27 protein-coding genes and 2 pseudogenes are annotated in these 25,247 nt (G+C 31.9%); 18 read left to right on the top strand and 11 right to left on the bottom strand.

Annotated elements, in window-relative coordinates; genetic code table 11:
* Nucleotides 1–104 precede the first annotated feature (104 nt).
* The gene (locus HA145_RS08235) at nucleotides 105–2,831 is read left to right on the top strand and encodes a DEAD/DEAH box helicase (protein WP_209128684.1); all 2,727 of its coding nucleotides are present in this window, start codon (nucleotides 105–107) and stop codon (nucleotides 2,829–2,831) included.
* A gap of 10 nt (nucleotides 2,832–2,841) precedes the next feature.
* Here HA145_RS08235 and HA145_RS08230 read toward each other — a convergent pair whose 3' ends face one another.
* Nucleotides 2,842–4,227, bottom strand: a complete 1,386-nt coding sequence (locus tag HA145_RS08230; protein WP_209128683.1) for a class II fumarate hydratase — start codon at nucleotides 4,225–4,227, stop codon at nucleotides 2,842–2,844.
* Nucleotides 4,228–4,275: 48 nt separating this feature from the next.
* Nucleotides 4,276–5,571, bottom strand: a complete 1,296-nt coding sequence (purB, locus tag HA145_RS08225) for an adenylosuccinate lyase (RefSeq protein ID WP_209128682.1) — start codon at nucleotides 5,569–5,571, stop codon at nucleotides 4,276–4,278.
* A gap of 281 nt (nucleotides 5,572–5,852) precedes the next feature.
* Here purB and HA145_RS08220 point away from each other — a divergent pair, with 281 nt between their 5' ends.
* Nucleotides 5,853–6,665: a TlyA family RNA methyltransferase gene (locus HA145_RS08220; protein ID WP_209128681.1), complete on the top strand. Its 813-nt coding sequence runs from the start codon at nucleotides 5,853–5,855 to the stop codon at nucleotides 6,663–6,665.
* A gap of 1 nt (nucleotide 6,666) precedes the next feature.
* Here the strand turns inward: HA145_RS08220 and HA145_RS08215 are convergent, their stop codons facing one another.
* Complete coding sequence (locus HA145_RS08215) at nucleotides 6,667–7,005, bottom strand: P-II family nitrogen regulator (protein WP_011377098.1); 339 nt, start codon at nucleotides 7,003–7,005, stop codon at nucleotides 6,667–6,669.
* 24 nt (nucleotides 7,006–7,029) lie between these two features.
* Nucleotides 7,030–7,275 carry a hypothetical protein gene (locus HA145_RS08210; protein ID WP_209128680.1) on the bottom strand — a complete coding sequence of 82 codons (246 nt, stop codon included), beginning with the start codon at nucleotides 7,273–7,275 and terminating at the stop codon, nucleotides 7,030–7,032.
* 178 nt (nucleotides 7,276–7,453) lie between these two features.
* On the opposite strand from HA145_RS08210, the gene queF reads away from it, so the two are divergent.
* Nucleotides 7,454–7,864: a preQ(1) synthase gene (gene queF / locus HA145_RS08205; protein WP_209128679.1), complete on the top strand. Its 411-nt coding sequence runs from the start codon at nucleotides 7,454–7,456 to the stop codon at nucleotides 7,862–7,864.
* On the opposite strand, the gene HA145_RS08200 is transcribed toward queF, so the two are convergent.
* The 3 genes from HA145_RS08200 to HA145_RS08190 all read right to left on the bottom strand — a co-directional run bounded on the left by HA145_RS08200 (nucleotide 7,861) and on the right by HA145_RS08190 (nucleotide 11,122).
* Nucleotides 7,861–9,147, bottom strand: a complete 1,287-nt coding sequence (locus HA145_RS08200; protein WP_209128678.1) for a cytochrome c biogenesis protein ResB — start codon at nucleotides 9,145–9,147, stop codon at nucleotides 7,861–7,863. The two genes, queF and HA145_RS08200, sit on opposite strands and share 4 nt — an antisense overlap.
* On the bottom strand, nucleotides 9,148–9,804 hold the full coding sequence (locus HA145_RS08195; RefSeq protein WP_209128677.1) for a cytochrome c biogenesis protein CcdA: 657 nt from the start codon (nucleotides 9,802–9,804) through the stop codon (nucleotides 9,148–9,150).
* 82 nt (nucleotides 9,805–9,886) lie between these two features.
* Nucleotides 9,887–11,122, bottom strand: a complete 1,236-nt coding sequence (locus HA145_RS08190; protein WP_209128733.1) for an FtsW/RodA/SpoVE family cell cycle protein — start codon at nucleotides 11,120–11,122, stop codon at nucleotides 9,887–9,889.
* A gap of 268 nt (nucleotides 11,123–11,390) precedes the next feature.
* Between HA145_RS08190 and HA145_RS08185 the strand changes: the two genes are divergently transcribed.
* The 11 genes from HA145_RS08185 (at nucleotide 11,391) to HA145_RS08135 (ending at nucleotide 18,739) form a co-directional block, all read left to right on the top strand.
* On the top strand, nucleotides 11,391–11,867 hold the full coding sequence (locus HA145_RS08185; RefSeq protein WP_209128676.1) for a hypothetical protein: 477 nt from the start codon (nucleotides 11,391–11,393) through the stop codon (nucleotides 11,865–11,867).
* A 23-nt stretch (nucleotides 11,868–11,890) separates the two neighbouring features.
* A complete protein-coding gene (gene atpB, locus HA145_RS08180) occupies nucleotides 11,891–12,616 on the top strand; it encodes a F0F1 ATP synthase subunit A (RefSeq protein ID WP_011863567.1) in 726 nt (241 codons plus the stop codon).
* A 164-nt stretch (nucleotides 12,617–12,780) separates the two neighbouring features.
* The gene (gene atpE / locus HA145_RS08175) at nucleotides 12,781–13,026 is read left to right on the top strand and encodes an ATP synthase F0 subunit C (RefSeq protein WP_002805169.1); all 246 of its coding nucleotides are present in this window, start codon (nucleotides 12,781–12,783) and stop codon (nucleotides 13,024–13,026) included.
* A gap of 65 nt (nucleotides 13,027–13,091) precedes the next feature.
* Nucleotides 13,092–13,553 carry a F0F1 ATP synthase subunit B' gene (locus HA145_RS08170; RefSeq protein WP_011819069.1) on the top strand — a complete coding sequence of 154 codons (462 nt, stop codon included), beginning with the start codon at nucleotides 13,092–13,094 and terminating at the stop codon, nucleotides 13,551–13,553.
* The gene (locus tag HA145_RS08165) at nucleotides 13,550–14,062 is read left to right on the top strand and encodes a F0F1 ATP synthase subunit B (protein ID WP_209128675.1); all 513 of its coding nucleotides are present in this window, start codon (nucleotides 13,550–13,552) and stop codon (nucleotides 14,060–14,062) included. The genes HA145_RS08170 and HA145_RS08165 overlap by 4 nt, the downstream gene beginning before the upstream one ends.
* The gene (gene atpH, locus HA145_RS08160) at nucleotides 14,062–14,604 is read left to right on the top strand and encodes an ATP synthase F1 subunit delta (RefSeq protein WP_209128674.1); all 543 of its coding nucleotides are present in this window, start codon (nucleotides 14,062–14,064) and stop codon (nucleotides 14,602–14,604) included. The genes HA145_RS08165 and atpH overlap by 1 nt, the downstream gene beginning before the upstream one ends.
* A 30-nt stretch (nucleotides 14,605–14,634) precedes the next feature.
* The gene (gene atpA, locus HA145_RS08155) at nucleotides 14,635–16,152 is read left to right on the top strand and encodes a F0F1 ATP synthase subunit alpha (RefSeq protein ID WP_011819066.1); all 1,518 of its coding nucleotides are present in this window, start codon (nucleotides 14,635–14,637) and stop codon (nucleotides 16,150–16,152) included.
* A gap of 19 nt (nucleotides 16,153–16,171) precedes the next feature.
* Nucleotides 16,172–17,122, top strand: a complete 951-nt coding sequence (locus HA145_RS08150; protein ID WP_209128673.1) for a F0F1 ATP synthase subunit gamma — start codon at nucleotides 16,172–16,174, stop codon at nucleotides 17,120–17,122.
* Nucleotides 17,123–17,138: 16 nt separating this feature from the next.
* The gene (locus HA145_RS08145) at nucleotides 17,139–17,465 is read left to right on the top strand and encodes a 2Fe-2S iron-sulfur cluster-binding protein (protein WP_209128672.1); all 327 of its coding nucleotides are present in this window, start codon (nucleotides 17,139–17,141) and stop codon (nucleotides 17,463–17,465) included.
* On the top strand, nucleotides 17,462–17,653 hold the full coding sequence (locus HA145_RS08140) for a hypothetical protein (RefSeq protein WP_075536929.1): 192 nt from the start codon (nucleotides 17,462–17,464) through the stop codon (nucleotides 17,651–17,653). Before HA145_RS08145 ends, HA145_RS08140 begins: the two co-directional genes overlap by 4 nt.
* Nucleotides 17,654–17,680: 27 nt before the next feature.
* A complete protein-coding gene (locus HA145_RS08135) occupies nucleotides 17,681–18,739 on the top strand; it encodes a DUF3326 domain-containing protein (RefSeq protein ID WP_209128671.1) in 1,059 nt (352 codons plus the stop codon).
* Here HA145_RS08135 and HA145_RS08130 read toward each other — a convergent pair.
* Genes HA145_RS08130 through HA145_RS08115 form a run of 4 tightly spaced genes read right to left on the bottom strand, consistent with a single transcriptional unit; the run spans nucleotide 18,736 to nucleotide 23,239 of the window.
* A complete protein-coding gene (locus HA145_RS08130; protein ID WP_209128670.1) occupies nucleotides 18,736–20,433 on the bottom strand; it encodes an NAD+ synthase in 1,698 nt (565 codons plus the stop codon). The genes HA145_RS08135 and HA145_RS08130 overlap by 4 nt on opposite strands.
* A complete protein-coding gene (locus HA145_RS08125; protein ID WP_209128669.1) occupies nucleotides 20,430–21,008 on the bottom strand; it encodes a nicotinate-nucleotide adenylyltransferase in 579 nt (192 codons plus the stop codon). Before HA145_RS08125 ends, HA145_RS08130 begins: the two co-directional genes overlap by 4 nt.
* A gap of 8 nt (nucleotides 21,009–21,016) precedes the next feature.
* Entirely contained in the window at nucleotides 21,017–22,258 is a 1,242-nt protein-coding gene (locus tag HA145_RS08120; RefSeq protein WP_209128668.1) for a GTP-binding protein, read from the bottom strand.
* A 3-nt stretch (nucleotides 22,259–22,261) separates the two neighbouring features.
* Nucleotides 22,262–23,239: a CNNM domain-containing protein gene (locus HA145_RS08115; protein WP_209128667.1), complete on the bottom strand. Its 978-nt coding sequence runs from the start codon at nucleotides 23,237–23,239 to the stop codon at nucleotides 22,262–22,264.
* Nucleotides 23,240–23,312: 73 nt separating this feature from the next.
* Between HA145_RS08115 and HA145_RS08110 the strand changes: the two genes are divergently transcribed.
* From HA145_RS08110 to HA145_RS08095, 4 genes and pseudogenes are all read left to right on the top strand, one after another.
* Nucleotides 23,313–24,638, top strand: a complete 1,326-nt coding sequence (locus HA145_RS08110) for an aminopeptidase P N-terminal domain-containing protein (RefSeq protein ID WP_209128666.1) — start codon at nucleotides 23,313–23,315, stop codon at nucleotides 24,636–24,638.
* Nucleotides 24,639–24,692: 54 nt separating this feature from the next.
* Nucleotides 24,693–24,851 carry a hypothetical protein gene (locus HA145_RS08105; RefSeq protein WP_187151134.1) on the top strand — a complete coding sequence of 53 codons (159 nt, stop codon included), beginning with the start codon at nucleotides 24,693–24,695 and terminating at the stop codon, nucleotides 24,849–24,851.
* A gap of 106 nt (nucleotides 24,852–24,957) precedes the next feature.
* Nucleotides 24,958–25,167: pseudogene (locus HA145_RS08100) on the top strand (30S ribosomal protein PSRP-3); the annotation flags it as partial.
* A pseudogene (locus tag HA145_RS08095) lies at nucleotides 25,158–25,247 on the top strand (Holliday junction resolvase RuvX); the annotation flags it as partial. The pseudogenes HA145_RS08100 and HA145_RS08095, both read left to right, overlap by 10 nt.

Raw genomic sequence — 25,247 nt, 5'->3', positions numbered from 1 at the left:
AGATTTAGATTTACTATTAAAGTTTGCAAGGTATTTTTTGTTTATTAATATCTATATAGATCATATATTAAGAAGTTAACTCATCCTCTCTTCAATCACAATTATTGCTTAATTTAGAGGAATATTTTCCCTTTCCACTAGATGATTTCCAATTAGAAGCAATTCGAGCTATTAATAGCGGAAATTCTGTTGTTTTAACGGCACCAACAGGTTCTGGTAAAACATTGATAGGTGAATTTGCTATATATAGAGGCTTATCTCATGACAGTAGAGTTTTTTATACAACACCTTTAAAAGCACTATCAAACCAAAAGTTTAGAGATTTTTCTAATCAGTATGGTGATAATAAAGTTGGTCTTTTAACTGGAGATATAAGTATAAATAGAGAAGCACCAATCTTAGTTATGACGACTGAGATTTTTAGGAACATGCTTTATGGCGAATTTGATGAATTTGATGATCCTTTAGAGAATTTAGAATCTGTGATTCTTGATGAATGCCATTATATGAATGACCCCCAAAGAGGCACAGTTTGGGAAGAAACTATAATCCATTGCCCTACTAGAACTCAAATAATAGCTTTATCAGCAACAATAGCCAATGCAGATCAACTACAAAATTGGATAGAAAAAGTTCATGGGCCCACAATATTAATTAATAGCGATAAGAGACCAGTCCCACTTGATTTTATTTTTTGTAGTGTTAAAGGGCTCCATCCACTTTTAAATAATAAGGGTAATGGAATTCATCCAAACTGTAAGATTTGGAGAGCTCCTAAAGGTCAGAAAATGAGAGGGAAAGTGGGTAGGATAATGCAACCAAAGTCTCCCTCAATTGGCTTTGTGATCTCTAAACTAGCTGAACGAAATATGTTGCCAGCTATTTATTTTATCTTTAGTAGAAGAGGATGTGACAAGGCTATTGAGAATATAAAAGACTTAACTTTAGTAAGTTATTCAGAAGCGAATATGATATCCCAAAAATTAGATGTTTATCTTAAAAATAATCAAGAGGCAATTAAAGATAAATCTCAATGCGAGGCATTAAAACGAGGTATTGCATCTCACCATGCTGGATTATTGCCTGCATGGAAAGAATTGGTTGAGGAATTATTTCAGCAAGGTTTGATAAAAGTTGTTTTTGCAACTGAAACTCTTGCTGCAGGAATTAATATGCCCGCAAGAACCACTGTTATTTCTTCTTTATCAAAAAGGACAGAAGATGGGCACAGATTATTATTTAGCAGTGAATTTTTGCAAATGTCCGGAAGAGCTGGAAGAAGAGGAAAAGATACCCAAGGATATGTTGTTACATTACAAACAAGATTTGAAGGTGCCAAAGAAGCAAGTGCACTGGCTATTAGCAAACCAAATTCTTTAGAGAGTCAATTCACTCCTAGTTATGGAATGGTACTTAATCTTTTACAAAGTTATACTTTAGAAAAGTCTAAAGAATTAATTAAAAGAAGTTTTGGTAGTTTTTTATATTTAGGTGAATCTTCAGGTGAGAATATAATTCTTGAAAATTTAGATAAGGATTTAAATGAATTAAAAAAAATCACATCTAACGTTTCATGGAAAGATTTTGATGCCTACGAAAAGTTAAAAAATCGTCTTAAAGAAGAGAGAAGACTCTTGAAAATTTTAGAAAAACAAGCAGCAGAAAAATTATCAGAAGAGATCACTAATGCACTCCCATATATTAAAGATGGAAGCTTAATTTCAATTAAAGCTCCTCAAATTAAAAGAAAAATTGTTCCAGGATTAATTTGTAAGAAAATATATGAATCCCAAAAAATAAAGAGTTTATTGTGTTTGACAGTTGATAATTTATTTATTCTTATAAAACCCTCATACATTGTAAGTATTTTTAATGATTTGGATGCAATTGATGTCTTAGGACTTGAAGTACCAAAGATGTATTTTTCTGGAGAGGTATTTAGGGGAGATCATATGTCGCAGTGTTATGCGGATCGAATTTTAGAAGTTTCTAAAAAAAATGATTTACAAACTCCACAATATGATCTGACAACGGAAGTTTTGGCACAACAGCAACAAATTAATAATTTAGAAGAAACAGTCAATGATCATCCCGCACATAGATTTGGAGACTCTAGGAAATTAAAGAAATATAGAAAAAGAATTGTTGATGTTGAACAAGAAATATATATGAGAAAAAAACTTCTAGAGGATAAAGAAAATCATAACTGGAGAACTTTTACCGATTTGATTAAAATTTTGAATCATTTCGGTTGTTTAAATGATTTGGAATTGACTGAAGTTGGACAAACAGTTGGTGCAATAAGAAGTGAAAATGAATTATGGATTGGTCTGGTTTTAGTTAGTGGTTATTTAGACGATTTAGATCCTCCTGAGTTAGCTGCAATTATTCAAGCTGTATGTGTTGATATAAGGAGACCTAATCTTTGGTGTAATTTCAAGCCTTCTTTAAAGGTAATAGATGTTTTTAATGAATTAGATGGTTTAAGAAAATTAGTCGCTTCTCAACAAAATAAGTTTCATATTGAAATCCCTATTTATTTAGAAACAGAGTTAACTGGAATTATTTCTGAATGGGCAAGAGGAAAAAAATGGAAAGATTTGGTTTTTAATACTTCATTAGACGAAGGTGATGTAGTGAGAATTATTAGAAGATCAATTGATGTCCTTTCTCAAGTTCAATACTGTATTGGTGTTAGCAATAAATTAAAAAGCAAAGCAAAGCTAGCATTAAAAGCTATTAATCGTTTTCCTGTTTCTGAATCTAATGATCTTATAAAAGTCTCTGAAGATATTAATCCTGCAACAAAAAGAATTGACAATAATTCTTAAATTTTTTTAATCAAATCATTGAATTGATATTCATTGCTTCATCAAATTCATCTTCGTTTAAATAACCTAGTTTAAGAGTTGCCTCTTTTAAATTTAATGATTCTTTGAATGCAAGGTTTGCAATTTCAGCTGCTTTTTCATAACCAACTTTTGGCACTATGGCTGTAACCAACATTAGTGAATTTTCTAAATTTAACTTCATTTTCTTTTGATTAGGTTCCATCCCATCAACTAATTTTATTCTGAAGTTTTCTATTACATTTTTTAGTAATTTTAAACTTGTGAGAATATTAAACCCAATAAGAGGCTTATATTCATTCATCTGTAAAGTGCCGCTAGAATTTGCCATTGAAACTGCATATTCAAGGCCCATTATCTGAGTGCAAACCATTGATAAGGCTTCGCATTGAGTTGGATTCACTTTACCCGGCATGATAGAACTTCCAGGTTCATTTTGAGGAATAATTAGTTCATATATTCCTGATCTTGGACCAGAAGAAAGAATTTTTATATCATTTGAAATTTTAAATAATGCACCTGCTAATATTTTTATCTGACTCATTACTTGAGCTAGACGATCATGAGAGGCCATGATAGAAAAATTATTTTTTGATTTATAGAACATTAGATTAGTATCATCGGAAATTGATTTTATAGACTCTTCACAAAATCCTTTTGGACAATTAATCCCTGTTCCAACTGCAGTTCCTCCCAGAGGTAAGAAATACAATTCATTCAGACTAATAATAATTGCATTCTCAGCATCTTTAAGTTGCTCTGACCATCCAGATATTTCTTGCCCAAAACTAAGGGGAACTGCATCTTGAAAATGGGTTCTTCCTATCTTTATAAGGTCTTTCCATTCTTCACTTTTTTTATCAAGGATCTTAGTAAGTTCTCTTATCGTTGGAACTAAATTTTTGATTATTTCATTAACAACAGATATTTGAATAGCAGCAGGAAAAGTGTCATTAGTTGACTGAGATTTATTTACATCATCATTCGGATGAACTGGTTGATGACTACCAAGCTCTGAATTAGTTTTTAAAGCTGCAATATTTGAAATTACCTCATTAACATTCATATTTGTTTGCGTGCCACTACCTGTTTGCCAAACCTTTAGGGGAAACTGTGAATCGTGAAGCCCATCAAGTATTTCCGTACATGCCTCTACAATCAAATCTTTTTTCCTTTTATCTATTAAACCTAAATTGAAATTCGCAATTGAAGCAGCTTTTTTTATGAGGGTGAGTGAATAAATTAACTCAATTGGAATTAATTCTTCTCCAATAGAAAAATTTATTATCGATCTTTGTGTTTGGGCGCCCCACAAAGCTTCCATGGGAACCTCTATTGTTCCCATACTATCTTTTTCAATCCTAAAGTTTTTTGTCATTATTCCTCTGAAAACACTGGTTTAACTTAGATAAGGTTTTCAGTAATCCTAGATACTTAACTTCTCCCATATTACACTTAAATTATTGAGATGAATTGAAGGATTAAAACATTCTTCTAATTCACTTTGATCAATAAGGTCCATTATTTCATTATCTCTCTCTATATTTTGTTTGAAATTCCCATTCTGAGTATTCCAGGCCTGATGAGCATTTTTTTGAACTAATCTATAAGCTTTTTCTCTAGAAAAGCCCTTCTCTACAAGCAAAAGTAAAACTTTCTGACTAAAGATTACACCACCATATATATTTAAATTTTTGAGCATATTTTTTGGATAAACCTCCAAATTACTTACTATATTTGTCATTTCCCTGAGCATAAAATGCAAACAGATTGATACGTCAGGTAACATGATACGTTCGTTTGAACTATGGCTTATATCTCTTTCGTGCCAAAGTGGAACATTTTCAAGTGCTGTTAAGACGTAACTCCTCAGAATTCTTGCTAAACCACTTACTCTTTCACTTCGAATAGGATTTCTTTTATGAGGCATGGCAGAACTTCCTTTTTGCCCTTTTGTAAAGCCCTCCTCAACTTCTAAAACATCAGTTCTTTGTAAATTTCTTATTTCAGTTGCGAATCTATCTAAAGAAGCGCCAACTAGTGCAATAGTTTGCACATATTCTGCATGTCTGTCTCTCGATATAACCTGCGTACTTGCTGTATCAGGTTTTAAGCCGAGTAAATCACAAGTTATTTGTTCTACTTTAGGATTCGTATTAGCGTAAGTTCCCATTGCACCACTTATTTGTCCAATTGCTACAGAATCTTTCAGAGTTAACAATCTTTTTTTGTTCCTTATTATTTCTGCTAACCATCCAGCAAGTTTAAAACCGAAGGAAATTGGCTCCCCATGTATTGCATGAGATCTGCCAATCATTAATGTATTTTTATGCTTCCTTGCTAATAATCTGACCTCATTTTCTAGGTTCTTAATTTCTTCTAATAACAATTCGCAAGAATCTACTAACTGAAGAGATAAGCCAGTATCAAGTACATCACTACTGGTCATACCAACATGTATGTATCTTCCTGAATCCCCTACAAATTCATTAACGCTTGTAAGAAATGCTATGACATCATGTTTAACTTCTTTCTCAATTTCTGTAATTCTAGATTCATCAAACTTTGCATTTGAACGTATCTCTTTCATGGCATTCTCAGGGATTTTCCCGAGGGAAAAATTTGCTTCACATGCAGCTATTTCAACCTTAAGCCAACTCTGGAATTTTGCGCTTTCAGTCCAGATTTTCCCCATTTCGGGTAATGTGTAACGCTCGATCACAATTTTTATTTATTATCAATTTAAACTTTATAACAAAATCGAATTATTGCCCTATACCTTTAAAGATGTACTTGCCATTGAACATATTTGACTGATTATTATTTTTCTATGTAACATTTTTCTGGCTAATAAAGAAAGCTTAAATATAAAAATGTTTGCATATATTCCTTCTATAATCATGGGTAATTTTTTAGTTATTATTTAAAATTGAAAGGTATTAAAGAATTTGGATCTTAATCTTATAGAAGTTCATTATTCAGTCTTTTTTTATTGATTAATATATGATTAAAAAAAGTAGATTAGATCTTTATCTTCTAAATAAAGGTTTATGTGAAACTCGTCAAAAAGCCCAAAGTTTAATTCTTGCGGGCAAGGTTAGAGATATCAATGGGAAAGTATTGGATAAACCTGGACAACAAGTATTAATTGGATCTGAGTTTTTTATTGATTCCGCACCTATGTTTGTATCAAGGGGCGGCGAAAAATTATTGGAGGCATTTAAAAAACTTGAAATTAAAGTAAAAGACAAAATATGTATTGACGCAGGAATCTCTACTGGGGGATTTACTGATTGCTTATTGCAACAAGGCGCAAAGTTAGTTTATGGGATAGATGTTGGTTATGGACAAACTGCATGGAAGATTAGAAATAACCCAAAAGTTATACTTTTTGAACGAACTAATATTCGATATTTAAAACCTAATGATCTTTTATCTAGAAGTAATGAATTACCAAACTTTGTTGTTGCTGATTTGTCTTTTATTTCATTAAAGTTAGTTTTTAAATCTATTGGTAATTTATTAGAAGGTGATTGTATTGAAGGAATATTTTTAATTAAACCTCAATTTGAGGTAGGTAAAGATAAAGTCAGTAAAGGAGGTGTTGTTCGCAATCCTAAATTCCATACTGAGGCTATAGAGTCTGTTATCTATGCTGCTAAGAATTTCCAATGGAATATAAAGAATTTGATAGCTTCTCCTCTGGTAGGTCCTGCTGGGAATCACGAATATCTAGCTTGGATGACCTTAGGAAATCAATCAAATAAAAGTATTAATAGTGAATATATACAAAAATTAGTAAAAGAAACTCTTTGAATTAAAGAGCTTCTTCGTCTTTGTCGCCAGTTCTAATTCTTACAACTGAATCAATTGATGTGATGAATATTTTTCCGTCACCTATCTCTCCAGTTTTTGCTGCTTCAGCAATCGCATCAATAACTGAATTAACCTTTTCATCTTCTACGACAACTTCTACTTTGAGTTTTTGAAGAAATTCAACAGTAAATTCAGAACCTCTATATCTTTCGACTTGCCCTTTTTGCCTTCCAAAACCTCTGACTTCACTAACGGTCATTCCAACAATTCCAGAGTTTACTAATGCAATTTTTACATCCTCCAGCTTAAATGGACGTATGATTGCTTCAATTTTCTTCATGATTAGAGATTGAATGATCTTATTTTAATTGTTTTTTGGGAAAACATCCAACATTGAAATATCAGAAAAACATTTAATATTTAGGCCTGCATTCGTAGCGTCTTCAATTAATAATTGGGAATTTTCTTCAGAAATTATCACTGTACTATTTGACAATGCTTCCCACTGATCATTCTCAAAGTGTGTTTGAAGCCATAACATTCCAATTGCGCTTTTTGGTTGAAGGGATTTATTTAAGTTATTATCGATAGTTATCAAACAAATGTCCATTAATTTTTCATTGAACTAAACACATATAACCTTCTTAACCAACATTATGAATGTTACAGATGATACAAAAATAAGATTTAACAGCCTTTGACTTATTCAATTGTAATAATTATCCTTGTTGAGATTTTTGCAGATTTTGATCTTTTTATATAGGTTAAGTAAATAAGTTCTACTAAAAATGAGTACAGCTAAATTAGAAGATTCGACTCAAAGACCGCTATATGGTGAAAGAATTATTGAAGAATCAAAAATAATTTGTTTCGATAATCCAAATAAGAAAAGAATTTATGAAATTTCTATTCAGTTACCTGAATTTACATGTAAGTGCCCCTTTTCTGGTTATCCAGATTTTGCAAAGCTAAATATTATTTATCAACCTAATTTGAAAGTCTATGAGTTGAAGTCTTTAAAGCTTTATATTAATAATTTTAGGGATATAAAAATATCACATGAGGAAGTTGTCAATAGAATTATGGATGATTTAGTTAATGAAGGTTCACCTCACTGGATACATTTAAATGCTGCATTTAACCCAAGAGGGAATGTTTCTATGCAGTTAAATATTTTTAGTGGGCAGAAAAGAAATTAAAAATTTTTTATTTCCTCTGATAATTTAAAAAATTCTTTTTTAAAACCAACTAGATTTTTATTACTGAGACCTCCAATAGATAACTTTTGTGATTCTTTATTTACCAGAATCCATAATTGGTTAGTTGGTATAAGACTTATTATTGTTCCAAAAATTATTAAGATAAAAGAAAAGTAAATAAATGGTATAGACGGATCATTTTTAATTATTAATCCACTGCTGGGGATTATTTTTTTCAGAGATACTTTTGAAGAGTTAACTTCTAAAGTATCGTCATTGATATAAAGATTATTCCCAGAAAAATTTTCTATATTCGAAATTTTAAGTGGACCATTTTCATTATCTATTGTTAAAAGGAAATTTTTTTTAGTCTCCGATCCTAATTCAACTAAAACTCCCCAAACTTGATTACCGATTTCTGGAATCTCCTTTAATTGTAATTGATAAAGGATATTATCTATTTCTAAAACAACATTTGATATTGCCCAATCTGCTTGATAAATAGTTAATCCTTTAAACCTGATTGGGTGATTAACTTTGGTTGTTTTTATTTCATTTAAATTTAGATCTTCAGAAGAAAAATTTAATTTTGAAATAAACTGTTTGGGCACACCATCACTTTCACGTTCTATAGAAAAATCGACTAATTTTACATTGGCTTTTGAGTTTGTGCTTTCATTAACAAGATCTAAAGTTTCTCCAGGCAGTAAATATTGTTCTTTTGATTGACTTGTAAAACTTCCATATGCTGAACCTATGAGTAAGACTATTAATCCGATATGTACAACTAAAGGACCGATTTTTCCAATTAACCCCTTTCTTGCAGAAATATGACTATTAAATTTGTATGTTTTCCATCCTTTTTTTTTAAGTAATAAATCTACTTTAGATATATGTTCTCCATCTTGATTGATTGGATGACTTGTAGTTAGTTGCAGTTTGCTAAATTTTTTTTCGCTCTTGTATTCAATCCATTTTAATGAAGCTTTTAATGAAGGAATTTGCCTCCTGAAACTACAAGCTGCCAGAGAAATGCAAAGAAGAATTAATGTAAATAAAAACCAAAAGCTTGTATATATATGATCCAATTGAAGTTTTAAGACTTTTTCTCCATCTAAAAATCCAAAAATGGGAGCACTATCGAAATTATCAATATAGAATTTATTTTTACTACCTTGAGGTATAAAAGTACCTATTCCACTGGCAATAGCAATGAAGATTATCAGCGATATAGCGAATCTTAAACTTGATATTTTTAAAATTAGATTCTTAAAAATAATCATTTAAATCCAATTTGAAAATAAATTTAATAACCCTAGGGAAACTAAAAATATCCCACTTAAAGTCGGAATTATTTGACTAAATTTTCTAAGAGCTAAAAATTGCTTTAAGTTTTCTGCAGTAGCTCCTGCAATGATTAATGGGGTTACTTGGCCTATTCCAAAGAAAAATAAAAAAATAATAGATATTATCGGGTTTTTAGCTTGCGATACCCAAGCCAAAAGAGTTGCTAAAACTGGAGTAATGCAAGGTGAAGAAGCTAGTCCAAAAGTAGTCCCTATGGCAAAAGGCGCTATAAATTTTGGTATTTTATCTTCAATTATTTTTATATCAGGTCCATTCGGAAACTGAAACTTTAGAATTCCTAATAAATTTAAACCCATTATTATTGCTATTAGGGCAACAAATGAAGTGTAATAAGATGGAATTTGCCCATATATTTTACCTAAGAATCCACTCGCAGCCCCCAGTGCAACAAGCGAAAAAACTACACCTCCTGAAAAACTAATAAGTTTAAATTTATTTTTCTCTGTTCCGCCTATATAAGCAATAGTCACTGGCAGTAAAGATAATGAACATGGCCCAAGACTTGTTAAAAGTCCTGCGCTGAAAACCAAAAATATAGTAAATGGACCAGGACTATTAAGACCATTCTGCATAAGCAGATTACCCTTTTGAGATAATTCTGAAATAACTAAATTAAATGATTCGATAGCTTGAATTTAATCCTTTAAATTCTAACTAATTAAGAGTCTTTCGTGTACTAATCATACCAATGAATCCTGTTGACTCTAATGAACATCTAACTAACATCCCTGCAATAAAAAAAGACGCTATTAATGAATTGCCACCATAACTAATGAAAGGTAGTGGTAAGCCTGTAGTAGGCATTGAACCTGTTGCTACAGCAATATGCATTATTGATTGACCTGTCAACAACACACCACATCCGATAGCAACTAATTTTGTATAATTGTTCCTGCACTTAAGACTAATTCTTAGGCTTATATATGAGAATACTGCTAAGAATCCTAAGAATAAAGTACACCCCAATAAACCAAATTCTTCTGCAAAAATGGCAAAAATAAAATCTGTATACATGAACGGCAGATATTGTAATTTTTGTATCGACAGTCCAAAACCTTGGCCAAATAGACCTCCTGAACCTATAGCTAATAAACTTTGAACCAATTGAAATCCATTTTCTTGTTGATCTTTCCAAGGATTTATAAATGAAGTAACTCTCAGTTTTTGATATTCGTTATTAAGGATGCTGATACATCCAGTAATTAATCCTATTGAAGCAAATGAGCAAAGAGAGCTAAGTTTTACTCCTCCACATAAACCCATTACCCAAAGAAGAATTCCAGTTAATGATGCAGTACTTAAATTAGGCTGTTTAAGTATTAATAAAATTAATAAACCAAAGGTTATAATTGAAATTAATTTTTTATCATTCTTTACCAGATTCCAATGTGCGAAAAGATTAGAAGCTTCTAGAATTAGAAAAGGTTTAATTAATTCAGATGGCTGCAGTCGTAAATTGCCAAGCACTAGCCATCTTGAAGATCCATTAACTGTAATTCCAGTAAGATTGGTAAGGAAAATCAAAAAGAATAAAATATAAAAAATAATTCTTGAAAACTTTAAAAGATTTCTAATGTTTGTATTAAGTACGAAATAAAATAAACCAATTCCTGGAATTGTCCAAATGATTTGTTTTTTTAAGAAGTAAGCCCAATTTCCCATTTCCCTACTAGCCACCCACCAACTTGATGATCCGAGTATGCATATTCCTAATATTGACCAAATTCCAATGATGACAATGAGGATTTTTGCTTCATAAGGCCATATCTCCCAAGGTAAGGGAAATATAGACTCTGTTATATTGCTGAAATTTTTTTTGTAATTAGAACTAAAGGTTTTTTTTCTTTTAGAAATTCTTTTATATTTTATTTTTTCTTGACTTATCTCCAAATTTTTTAGATGTATATTTACTATTGAGACGTTTAATTGAGATTTTGCCAAGTCTTTTATTAACGTTTTAAAGTGTTAACGCAATTAAAAAGATGACTTTTTCATAAATTTTATTTTTGAAGAATAAAGTAAAAAATGGCCTACAGATTCTTCATAAATCTTAAGAATTAATTTTTTATAAAAAAAAACTAGCTAAAAGGCACCTCTCCGTGATAGATTCCGTGAGTTTATATACTTACTTAAAACCATTCAGAGGGGTTTTTAAACTATGTTCACATCAGTGGACTCAAATAGAAAAAAACTTGAGCATCCTTCTAATGAGAATGTTCAATTTCCGCAATCCCTGAATAATTCGATCATTAAAGAAAGTAAATCTGGCATTGCCAATCAAATAGATCATTTGCTTTCCCAAAATGATGAATACACAAAATTGCAATTAACAATTTTTGGAATTACTTTTATTGTTTCTATTTTATTAGCATCAATAACTGGAATTTTTCTAGGCTTTACCTTTGGTTTTAGTATTTTTATAGGTGCAATTGCCGGCATTTTTTACCTACGTTTGCTTGCAAAAAGTATAGGAAAACTTGGTAAAGAATTATCAGGTGTATCAAAATTGCAACTATTAGTTCCAGTTTGCCTCTTTATTTTTGCTAGCAAGCTAGGATCTTTGGATATTTTTCCTGCGATGATAGGTTTTTTCATTTATAAGCCTTCACTCATTCTTTATTTTTCACGTTATTAAGTAAATTTTTTTATTCAAAACAAATGTTTTTTAATTCCTTGCTAACAAATTTTGCAGCATTAGAAGTTGGTCAACATCTTTATTGGCAAATTGGAAATATCAGACTTCATGGGCAGGTATTTTTAACATCTTGGATTTTATTAGGAGCGTTATTAGTTTTTATTTCTTTAGGAACTAAAAAAATGGAAAATGATCCTAAAGGCCTTCAAAACCTCCTTGAGTTCCTCTGGGATTACATAAGAGATCTTGCTAGGACGCAAATAGGTGAAAAAGTTTATAGAGATTGGATGCCATTTATAGGGACTTTATTTTTATTCGTCTTTGTTAGTAATTGGGGAGGGGCTTTAATTCCTTGGAGATTGATTAAGTTACCAAGTGGAGAATTAGGAGCACCTACTGCAGATATCAATACAACTATAGCCTTGGCTTTATTGGTTTCACTTTCTTATTTCTATGCTGGTTTAAGCAATAAGGGTTGGAGATACTTCGAATACTATGTTCACCCAACTCCGATTATGCTTCCTTTCAAAATTCTAGAGGACTTTACGAAACCTTTATCACTCTCTTTCAGGCTATTTGGAAATATTTTGGCTGATGAACTTGTTGTTGGTGTTCTAGTATTTTTAGTTCCGCTAATTCTCCCAATACCTGTTATGTTCCTAGGATTATTTACTAGTGCAATTCAGGCATTGATTTTTGCAACTTTAGCGGCCTACTACATTGGAGAAGCTGTTGAAGAACATCATTAGCTGTTTTCTGATACATTCAGACTCTTTTACAAAGGGTCTATAATCTGGCAAAATATCTAATCGCGTAGGTCTGAAAATATCAGACCCATTCTTAAAACAAAGGATGTCCAAGCGTGTATGACAACAAAGATTATCACAAGTATTAAGCTCTTTATTTCAAAATTATGGATTCGATTACTTCCGCTGCATCAGTTGTAGCTGCTGGTTTAGCAGTTGGTCTAGGTGCTATTGGCCCAGGTCTTGGACAAGGTAACGCAGCTCAAGGTGCTGTTGAGGGTATTGCCCGTCAGCCAGAAGCTGAAGGTAAAATCAGAGGAACTCTTCTTTTGTCTTTCGCTTTCATGGAGTCATTAACAATTTACGGATTGGTTGTGGCTTTGGTACTACTTTTTGCGAATCCTTTTTCCTAAAAGTTAATATTGCTTCTAATTATTAGCAATATTTAAATTTAATTTTTTAACTTCAACTGAATCATATGTTGGCCTTTAATTTTTTTGGTGCTACAGAAGGTGGATTATTTGATATAAATGCCACTTTGCCACTAATGGCAATACAAGTAGTTGCGCTTACTTACATATTAAATTCTCTTTTTTTTAAGCCTGTCGGCAATGTTGTAGAAAAAAGAGAAAAGTTTGTAAGTAATAATATTATTGAGGCCAAAAATAAACTTTCTGAGGTTAAAAAATTAGAAGCTGATTTATTAACTCAGCTTCAAAGTGCTCGTACAGAAGCCCAAAGAATTGTGAGCGAAGCTGAGAATGAGTCTGACAAGCTTTATAAAGAAGCACTAGAACTTGCTAATAATGAAGCAAATGCTTCAAAAGAAAAGGCAAGACTAGAAATTGAAAGTCAGACGTCCGCTGCTCGTGATCAACTTTCTAAACAGGCTGATGATCTAAGCGAACTTATTGTTAATAGATTGATTCTAGAAAAATGAATTTAACTCTTTTAGCTACAGAAGGTTTTGGATTGAACTTCAATTTATTCGAAACTAATATCCTTAATTGGGCTGTAGTGGTTTTCGGTCTTTATAAATTTTTGCCTGGTTTTTTAGGCAAAATGCTTCAAAAAAGGAGAGAAGGAATCCTTCTTGAATTAAAAGATGCTGAAGATCGACTCCTAAATGCAACTCAAGCTTTAGAAAAGGCGAAGAAAGATTTATCTTCAGCAGAAGAAAAAGCTTCTCAAATAAAAGCAGATTCTCTTAAAAGATCTGAATCAATCAGAATGGAAAGTGAGAAAAAAGCTATAGAGGAGATGGCACGTATTAAACAAAGTGCAATCTCTGATGAGAGCTCTGAAGCATCCAGAGCAATTTCTCTACTACGAAAAGAAGCTGTTGAACTAGCAATTAAGAAAGCTTTAGAATCTCTCCCAAATCGACTTGATAAAACAACACAAGAAAATTTGGTAACTCAATCAATTAACAATATTGAGGTGAACTAATGCCACTTTTAAATTCAGTTACTACACCATACGCAGAGGCATTACTTCAAGTTGTGAATGAAAATTCTCAAACTGAAGAGATGGTTTCTGAGGTTAAACAACTTTTGGAATTAATAAATAATTCCCCTGAATTGGAGAAGGCATTATCCTCTCCCATTTTAGAGACAGATGCTAAGAAAAAAATCATTATTGAAATTTTTTCAAATAAGGTTAATTCTTCTTTACTGAATTTCTTAAAACTATTGGCCGATAGGCAAAGAATTGGAATCCTCACTTCAATTCTTGATAGGTTTTTAGAGATTTACCGAGAAAATAGTAATATTGCTTTGGCAACTGTTACTTCTGCAGTCGAGCTTACTGATGAACAGAAAGGTTTAATTACCAAAAAGATCATCAATATTGCTGGAACAGAAAAATTAGAACTTGTAACTAAAATCGACCCATCTCTTATTGGTGGTTTCGTCGCCAGTGTAGGATCAAAAGTAATTGATGCTTCCCTTGCTTCACAAATTAGAAAACTTGGCTTATCCCTTTCCAAGTAACTTTTAAATCAACCTTAAATTCTTAAATCCATGGTATCAATACGCCCTGATGAAATCAGTTCAATCTTAAAACAACAAATAACTGATTATGACCAATCTGTAAGTGTTAGCAATGTAGGAACTGTTCTGCAAATCGGTGATGGCATTGCAAGAATATATGGCTTGGATCAGGTCATGGCAGGTGAGTTATTAGAATTTGAAGATGGTACCGAAGGTATAGCTTTAAATCTTGAAGATGATAATGTTGGAGCCGTTTTGATGGGAGAGGCACTTGGTGTCCAAGAAGGAAGTAACGTTAAGTCCACAGGTAAAATCGCATCTGTTCCAGTTGGTGAAGCAATGCAGGGGAGAGTTGTTAATCCTCTAGGACAACCAATAGATGGGAAAGGGGAAATTCCTACAAGTGATACTAGATTGATTGAAGAAATGGCTCCTGGAATAATCAAGAGGAGATCAGTGCATGAACCAATGCAAACAGGTATTACATCTATTGATGCAATGATTCCTGTTGGAAGAGGTCAAAGAGAATTAATTATTGGTGATAGACAAACTGGAAAATCTGCTATTGCTATCGATACGATAATCAACCAAAAAGGCCAAGACGTAGTTTGTGTTTACGTAGCTATTGGTCAGAAGTCAGCATCAGTAGCAAACATCGTAGAGGTATTAAGAGAGAGAGGCGCACTAGATTATACAGTCGTAGTTAGTGCAGGAGCTTCTGAACCTGCTGCTTTACAGTACTTAGCACCTTATACCGGTGCAGCAATTGCTGAACATTTTATGTATCAGGGTAAAGCAACGCTTGTTATTTATGATGATCTAACAAAACAAGCTCAGGCTTATAGACAAATGTCTCTTCTTTTAAAAAGACCACCAGGAAGAGAAGCTTATCCTGGAGACGTGTTCTATTTACACAGTAGATTACTAGAAAGAGCAGCAAAACTTTCTGATGCTATGGGAGGAGGCTCTATGACAGCTCTTCCAATTATTGAAACTCAGGCAGGGGACGTTTCGGCTTACATCCCAACTAATGTTATTTCAATTACAGATGGACAAATATTCTTGAGTGCAGATTTATTTAACTCAGGATTAAGACCCGCTATTAATGTAGGTATTTCTGTTAGCCGTGTTGGAGGTGCCGCTCAGACAAAAGCAATTAAAAAAATTGCAGGAACTTTAAAATTAGAACTCGCACAGTTTGATGAACTAGCTGCTTTTTCTCAATTTGCATCTGATCTTGATGAAGCAACTCAGCAACAACTTGAAAGAGGTAAAAGACTAAGAGAGTTATTAAAGCAACCTCAATTCTCCCCGCTTAACCTTGCAGAACAAGTTGCAGTAGTTTACGCAGGCGTTAAAGGTCTTATTGATGAGGTGCCTGTTGAAGATGTTACTAAATTTGCAACTGAACTTAGGGAATACCTAAAGTTAAATAAATCAGAATTTATAGAAGAAATTCTTAAAGAAAAGAAATTAAATGATGGATTAGAAGCAACACTAAAAGAGGTGATAAATGAAGTTAAATCATCAATGCTTGCCACAGTTTAAATTTATTTAAGGAGATACCATGGCAAATCTTAAAGAGATTAGAGATCGAATCGTTTCCGTTAAAAATACAAGAAAAATAACGGAGGCCATGAGACTTGTTGCAGCTGCAAAAGTTAGGAGAGCTCAAGATCAAGTTCTTAAGAGTAGACCTTTTGCAGATAAACTTGCACGTGTCTTAGAAAATATCCAATCTAGAGTTCAATTCGAGGCTGTCGACTCTCCTCTATTATCCAAGAGAGAAGTTAAGAGCATTACTTTGGTTTGCATAACTGCGGATAGAGGTTTATGCGGTGGTTACAATACAAATATAATAAAAAAGGTAGAAATAAGATACGCAGAATTAGTCAAACAAGGGTATCAGCCAAATTTAATTTTGGTAGGGAAGAAAGCTATTGGATATTTTCAAAATAGAAAGGATAGATATGTAATTAAAAGTACTTTCAAAGAACTAGAACAGGTACCCACAGTCAAGGACTCTGAAGGAGTAACAAATGAAATTTTAGCTGAATTTCTCTCAGAAAATTCTGATAGGGTAGAAATTATTTACACGAAATTCATCACTCTAGTCAGCTGCGCTCCTGTCGTTCAAACACTATTGCCACTTGACCCTCAAGGAATTGCTGAGGAAAACGATGAAATTTTTAGGTTGACTACAAAAGATAGTAAGTTACTTGTTGAAAAATCAAATATGGAAAAAAGTGATTCAGAGAAGTTGCCATCAGATATTGTTTTTGAACAAAGTCCTGATCAACTATTAGATTCCTTATTACCATTATATTTACAGAATCAGGTACTAAGAGCTCTTCAAGAGTCAGCAGCTTCAGAACTCGCTTGCAGGATGACTGCTATGAATAATGCGAGTGATAATGCTAAAGAATTAGCAAGTACTTTGAATCTAACCTATAACAAAGCTAGGCAAGCAGCTATTACTCAAGAAATATTAGAGGTTGTAGGAGGTTCTACAGTTTAGCAATAAGATTTAGGATATGCCTGAATACAATATTAAAGTTCAATTTGAGCAAAAGACTATTAGTTTTTTATGTTCTGAAGATCAAGATGTTATTTCAGCGGCAAAAATGAATGGAATAGATTTACCAAGTAGTTGTTGTTCAGGAGTTTGTACAGATTGCGCATCCATGATATTGGAAGGATCTGTAGATCAAGAAGATGCTATGGGATTAAATGATGATTTGAGGGAAAAGGGCTTTGCACTTTTATGTGTGGCATATCCCAAATCCGATTTGAATATTGTTATTGGTAAAGAAGTCGAAGATGATTTGTATAATGATCAATTTGGTAAATATCAAAAATGAAATTAAGTTCAGTTGATTACTATTTAGATTGGCCAGCTTCAATAAAAGTAAAAAATTTAAGGGAATTCATCATTGCAAATTTAGAAAAAAAAGGTGATTTAATTCGATGGTCAATTGTTGATATTCAAAATTCTATTGACTCTTTTGGAACAAAAAAACTTAAAATTAAAGCTGTCTTAGCTAATTAAGAAATATAAATTGAAATATTTTTAATAATGGAAAATTCACCAACAATATTCATAGTTCCAACTGGTATTGGTTGTGAAGTAGGAGGTTTTGCTGGAGATGCACTTCCAACCGCTAAATTATTATCATCGGCAAGTGGATGTTTAATTACTCATCCAAATGTTATGAATGGTGGTAATCTTTCTGAAAAAGATAAAAATATTTTTTATGTTGAGGGTTATAGTTTAGACCGACTTGCTAAAGGAGAAATCGCTTTAAAAAAGGTAAAGCAACAGAAAATTGGGATAATTTTTGATTCAGCCATTGAAAAAGAAATATTATTGAGACATTTACAAGTTGCTGATGCATGTGTTTCTACTTTAGGAATTAGTGTTCATTCTTATGTGATTACAAGAAAGCCATTAAACATAGTTATTGATTCTGATTCTTCAAAAATCAGTGGTGGCAAAATTGAAAATCCTGATACTCTAATTGATGCTGGAAAATGTTTAATAGAAAAAGGAGTTACGGCAATAGCAATTGTGGCAAAATTTCCAGATGATCCAGATTCTTTAGAAACAAATATCTATCGAGATGGGAAAGGGGTTGATCCTATTGCTGGAGTCGAAGCAGTTATAAGTCATTTAATAAGCAAATTTTTAAAAGTTCCCTGTGCTCACGCACCTGCTTTAAATCCAATTGAATTGAATGAAAATTTAGATCCTCGTGCAGCTGCAGAAGAAATAGGATACACTTTTTTACCATCTGTACTGATTGGGTTAAGCAATGCACCTGATATTGTTGAATTGCCTGCTAAAAATGAATTAATCTCACTACATCCTGATCAGATTGAATCGATTGTTGTTCCTAATGGTGCATTAGGAGGAGAAGCAGTACTAGCAGGGATTGAAAAAGGTTTAAATATTATCTCTGTAAAAAATCAAAATACATTAAAAGTGACGAATGAGTTTTATAATTATCCCAATCTTTTTGAAGTTGATAATTATTTAGAAGCTGCAGGCATAATTCTTGCTATCAAAAAAGGAATCAACCTTGATTCAGTTAAACGGCCTTTAAAAAAAATCCAAGAGTGTTCTTATAGTGATTAATAAGATATTGCTATGGGAACTCTCCAGTCACTTCCTAATGATTGACTGCTTAGTTTTAGGATTGGAGGAGCCTGCTTTCGTTTAAATTCCGCTTTTTTTATGAGTGAGATAATTTTTAAAATTAAATCTTTTTTATAACCATCTTCTTCTAGTTGCTGTAAATCTTTTTTCTCTTCAATAATTCCTTTAAGAATTTTATCTAAAATAGAGTAAGGTGGGAGAGAATCCGTATCTAATTGATTAGGCCCTAATTCAGCACTTGGAGCTTTTTTACGTATATTTTCTCCAATTATATCTACACTAGTATCTAACATATATAACTTTCTACTATTTATTGAGTCTTCACTATCAAGCCAATTGCATAATTTAAAAACATTAGTTTTATATAAATCCCCAATTACAGATAATCCCCCATTCATATCACCATAAAGTGTGCAATATCCTACGGCTAGTTCTGATTTATTGCCTGTTGAGAGTAACAAATGCTTTTCTTGATTTGCTAAAGCCATAAGAAGAGTGCCTCTTATCCTTGACTGAATATTTTGATTTGTTATTTCAGCCATCGCGAAAGATATGTTTTTTAAAAATGATTCTTCAAAAGAGGTCATCAAGTTTTCAATTGGAATGCTCTTGAAACTTATCTTTAATCTTCTTGCTAAATCTTTTGCATCACTCTTTGAATGAGATGAGCTCCACTTAGAGGGCATTGAAACGCAATAAACATTATCACTTCCTAGAGCCGCTGTAGCAATTGCTGAGACAAGTGCTGAATCAATACCACCACTTAATCCAACTAAAGCTGTTTTAAATCCACATTTTTTTGCATAATCTTTAACACCAAGGACTAATGCATCAAAAATTGATGACATTTCGGAGTTTTTAAATTCATTTTTTTCAGGTTTTGTTTGCTCAATTTCCCAGCTGGAGAGATCTTCCGAAAAAGATTTTAATTGCTTAATTTTAGATCCATTCTTATCAAGAATAAAACTATTTCCATCAAAAATTAAATTATCATTTGCTCCAATCTGGTTGACATAAATCAGCGGTACTTGAAGATATTGTGCAGCAAAACTGGAAACCTTGGATCTTAGCTCTAACTTTTTCAGAGTATATGGGGAGGCTGATAAATTTACTAAAATATCAACTTTTTTTTTCTTTAAATCAATAATGGGATTTTTTCTATGGATTCCTCTACCTTCTATATCTTTGTTGACCCATAAATCCTCACATATAGTAAAGCCAAGTCGCCAAGTTTTATTTTTAATTTGTTTAATCAATACTGAAACTTTTTCTTCTGATCTAAAGTATCTTTTCTCATCAAATACTTCATAAGTTGGAAGAATAATTTTCCGAGCAATTATTTTCCATTCACCGCCCTCAACCAACGCAATAGAATTATAAAGATTAGGAAAAAAAGAATCATTTACCTTCTCAGCTATTCCGATTGAGATGCTTAAGTTGCCATATTTTTTATTAATATCTAAAGCTAATTGATCAAGAATTTGGTATTGATTTTTGATTAAATTTTTTTTAAAAAGTAAGTCATTTGCTGGATATCCCCATAATGATAATTCTGGAGTAAGAACAAAATCAGCAGAAATTAAGCTAGCTTTCGAAGCAATATTAAGTATTTTTTTTGCATTGCCCTCTAAATCTCCAACAACTGGATTTATTTGGGCAAGTAAAAATTTCATTCAACTAATTTGATGGATTCATATAAGTTATTCCTCTTAACTATATCTATTAACGACGACGGTAAATTAGAACAATTAAAATTTAATCTAAACTTAGAACTTGAAATGTTTGGGGTTTTGATGGTTGAAATCTTAAATTTCACTCTATAAGTTTCTAACATTTTAAGAGTATTTGATTCAACAGGATATCCCTCTCTTAAAATTATAAAAAAACTTACTTCCAAAATAATTTTGTCGAAATTTTTCCAGTAGAAAATATCTTTAATTAAATCACTCCCAATTACAAAATCTAAATTATTAAATTTATAAATTTCTTTACATTTTTTGATTGACTCTACTGCCCATTGGCTACTTATGTTTTGATTAAATAAAATTTTCGGATTATCTAAATCATCAATAAGAGTTTTTAATAAATGGCTACGAATTGAGATATCCTCTATGTGTTTTTTTTGGGGGTTGTTGCTCACATAGCTAATGGTAAAAGCATAAATTTTGGATAATTCTTCAAGAATTTTTTTGTGTCCAATTGTAGGTGGATCAGCACTTGTACCAAATAAAGCAATGTTTTTTTTCATTTTAAGTTTTAAGGTAGAAAACTAACAAAATTATTATTTAAATTTCTACTTGAAAAATAAATATTTATGTAGTTAAAAATCTCTGGGTCATTAAAATTCATATTTTGGATCAAAATAGCAGGTTCTATAAAAGAAGCTTTGCTTCTTACAAATATCTCTTTTGCTGCTAATTTCCCTAGAATTTTTGTAGAATAAATCGCTATTGCAGCTTGAATAATTGCTATGGGTCCATAGGGTAATAATGAAAGCCCGTTAGTAAAAGGTGCTGTTAAAAGAATTAGTTTCTTAATAAGGTTGAAAGATGTATTAACGCCGACTTGAGTGATTCCCAAATATAAATTATTAATGGATATATTTTTAAATATTTTTCTTGTAGATTCACCTTTCAACTTTAAGCCGTAAATCTTACTTAATTCGTTAATCAATGCAGTATCTAGCGCAAAACTACCAGCAACATCAACAAAAATAAAAGGATTAAGAGCTACTGCGGATGCCTTTATAGTCGAAAATTTACCAATAGCTGATTGAGCTAATTTCTGCCTTCTTTTCAATCTTTGCTCTTTTATTTTCAGAAACAATTTGTCAGCTAATTGAATAGAATTTAGTGTTAATAGTATCTCACCATATTGATTGATTAATTTTGCTATGTAATTTTTAAGATTGTTTTCATTATTAATGATTATTGGAATATTTAAATCTTTTGGAAGCTTAACCTTTATATTTTCAATGATTTCTTTTAATTCATTTTTATTAAATAGATCGATTTTGTTTAAAATTAAAATAATTTTTTTTCCATCTTTTATAAAAGAGCTGATTTCGTTTAACTCATTTCTATTTAAATCTCCCGAAATTATAAATAAAATAAGATCTGAGTGATTTATAGAGGAGTAAACTTTATCTGGGAATTTAATATCGCAGAAATCAAATCCTGGAGAATCTAGTAACTCTATACTGTTGAGTGATTGATCTTTGAATTTCCATTCTTCAGACTGAATTCCTCTTGTGGTCCCGTTGATAATATCTGTTTTAAATATATCTTTTTCTAATAAAGAATTTAAAACAGAAGATTTCCCTACGCCTGATTTACCATATGCGCCAATTCTTATTTTTTTTTCTTTGAGCCTAAAAAGTTGTTGATTAAAAGAAATTATGTCCCTATTAAAATAACTTTTTTCATAGTTGGTAAGATCAATAGTCCCCCACCAATTTTTTAAAAGTAAATAATTTTTTTTAATTTTAAATTGTTTCATGATTTATTTTTTCCACCAGCCAGCTAAAACAGATAACACAGCTTCTGCACCAATAATGCCCACGAATCCTCCAAATTCATCTACTACTACTTTCACTCCTTTATGATTCTTGTCAAATCTTGTTAATAATTGGTCTGCCTTAATCATTTCGGGAATGTAGTCCACAGGTTGGCAAATTTCTGACAATAATTTTTTATTTTCTCCATTAATTAATTCTGCTAGCATTCTCTCACGGGGAACCACCCCCTGTATTTTGTCAACTTTATCTCCCAAAATAACCCACCATGGAGAGTTATCGCCCATTATAAGTTTTGAAATTTCTTCAAGATTCGAAGACCCATCAAGACAAGGTGCTGATACTCTAGGAATCATTAAATCTTTAGCTTTTAAATCATTTAATTGAAAAACCTTAAATATCATTGCTGCTTCATCAGCTTCTATCAAACCTTTTTGGCTTCCAATTTTTGCCATTTGTCTAATTTCTTCTTCATCTGTTGAAATTTCATTTTCTGCCGTAATAACTGGAAATATTTGTTCTATTAATACTAAAAATGGTCTCATTAAAGTATGCAATATTCTCAAGATAGGAACTGATAATAATGCTATTTGAACTGAGAATCTTGTACCAAGAGCCTTAGGTAGTACTTCTCCTACTAGTACGACTAGTATGTAAAAAGAAATTGAAAACAGGGTTAGGCCATAACTACTATTAATAACCAATGCTCCATATACTCCTAAAATAAGACTTCCAATTATGTTAAATCCATTATTAGTAATAGTAATTACAGTTAATGTTCTTCCAAGATGTTTTCTAAGTTTAAGGAGTTGATTTGCAGAACTCTTTGGTTTTTGTTTAGAGGCTATCTCTAGAATGCGAATCGAATTTACAGCTAAAAAAGCAGCTTCTACTCCCGAACAACATGCTGACCCAATTAAGATAATTATTATAAGAACAATTAAACCGTAAACACTTGGTTCCATTAAAATAGGTTAGTTACTAAATCTGTATTAATTCATTCTTCCATTTTTTTTTAAACACGCCAATAGACAATCTATGTTTAAACCTGAAAATAAAGTTTTTGAAGAAAGAAGAGAAATCTTCCTCAATAAATTAAACGGAAAAGCTGCTATTATCCCTGGTGCTAGTCTCGTAAAGCATCATGCTGATTGTGAATATCCTTTTAGACAAGATAGTAATTTTTGGTATTTAACCGGTTTTGATGAGCCAGATGCAATCGCTCTTTTCTTATCGCATAAGCCAAAGGGAGAGAGATTTATTATGTTTGTTGCTCCTAAAGATGTTATAAGCGAAGTCTGGCATGGCTTTAGATGGGGTTTAGAAGGCGCTGAAAAAGAGTTTAATGCTGATAAGGCTCACTCAATAAACGAATTAAAAGATTTACTCCCAGCCTATATAAATGGTTCTGACGAACTTGTTTTTTCTATTGGTAAGCATCCATCAGTTGAGAAAATAATACTGGAAATTTTTTCACAACAACTTGAAAATCGCTCAAGATTAGGCATTGGTGGAAATTCTATAAAATCTCCAGAAATTTATTTAAATGAGATGAGATTAATTAAAAGTGAATTTGAAATTAAGAGAATGAGAGAGGCTATTCAAATCTCAGCAGAAGCTCATGAATTAGTTAGAGAATCAATTTCATCAAAGAAAAATGAAAGACAAATTCAGGGTCTTCTAGAGGGATTTTTTCTGGAAAAAGGGGCGAGAGGACCAGCTTATAACTCAATTGTTGCATCAGGAGATAACGCCTGTATTTTGCATTACACTTCAAATGATTCACCCTTGAAGAAGGAAGATTTATTGTTAGTGGATGCTGGTTGCTCACTAATTGATTATTACAATGGAGACATAACAAGAACCATTCCAATTGGTGGTAAATTTTCGAATGAGCAAAAAATTATCTATGAAATCGTATTGAGTGCGCAGAAAAATGCAATTAAAAGTGCTGTAAAAGGATCGAATTCTAGTCATGTTCATAATGTTGCTTTAACAATTCTTATAGAAGGATTAAAAGAAATTGGTTTATTGTCAGGCAGTACTGAGGAGATAATTGAGAATCAATCTTATAAACATCTTTACATGCATAGAACTGGACATTGGCTTGGCTTAGATGTTCATGATGTTGGAGCATACAGAATGGGGGACTATGAAGTGCCATTACAGAATGGAATGATTCTTACGGTAGAACCTGGGATCTACATAAGTGATAGGATCCCAGTACCTGAGGGACAACCCCCTATAGATGAGAAATGGAAAGGCATAGGTATAAGAATAGAAGACGATGTACTGGTCACAGATACAAAACCAGAAGTTTTAAGTATTGCTGCATTAAAAGAAATTTCTGATTTAGAATTTTGAAATTTGACTTATCAAGTTAATAGATTTATTTTTTATTAAGTTTAAAGCAAAAAAATGAATAAGTCCGATTCATATGATTCGAAACTCTCTCAAGCAAGAGGCTTAGCTAGTCAGCTTGGCATGTTCGCGGAAGAAAACGATATTCCCAAAGATCTTTGGGATTCATTGGAAGCCACTATTTATGATTTTTATGAAGTATCTCATGATAGATAAAAATTCTGTTTAGAAGTTAGCGATAACTAAAATCAAGAAATTTTGAATAAATAAATCAAAATGTGTCCATAAACTGATAAATTATTTATTGAACCTAAATAAGTGAATGACCTCATCAGATAAGTTAAATCAAAATTCAAAAGAAAAAAAAGAAAAAAACAGTGATGCATCAAACTCTAAAAATTCTTCTCCTAATGCAGGAATGATGGGTGCCACAGCTGTATTGGCGTCTGCCACAATTGATGAAGATGGAGTACCTACTGGTTATACTCCTAAACCTGATGAAGGAAGGTTCATAATTAAGGTATTGTGGGTATTCCACTAGATGAGGAAGGTCAAATGACCACTCAAGCTATTGACTGTAAAAATTACGGTCAATTACTTTCAAATGAATTA

The organism is Prochlorococcus marinus XMU1411 (genome assembly GCF_017696075.1).
GTDB classification, from domain to species: Bacteria; Cyanobacteriota; Cyanobacteriia; order PCC-6307; family Cyanobiaceae; genus Prochlorococcus_A; species Prochlorococcus_A marinus_V.
The sequence above is the reverse complement of the archived record's forward strand: the minus strand, read 5'-3'. Positions and strand labels throughout refer to the sequence as shown.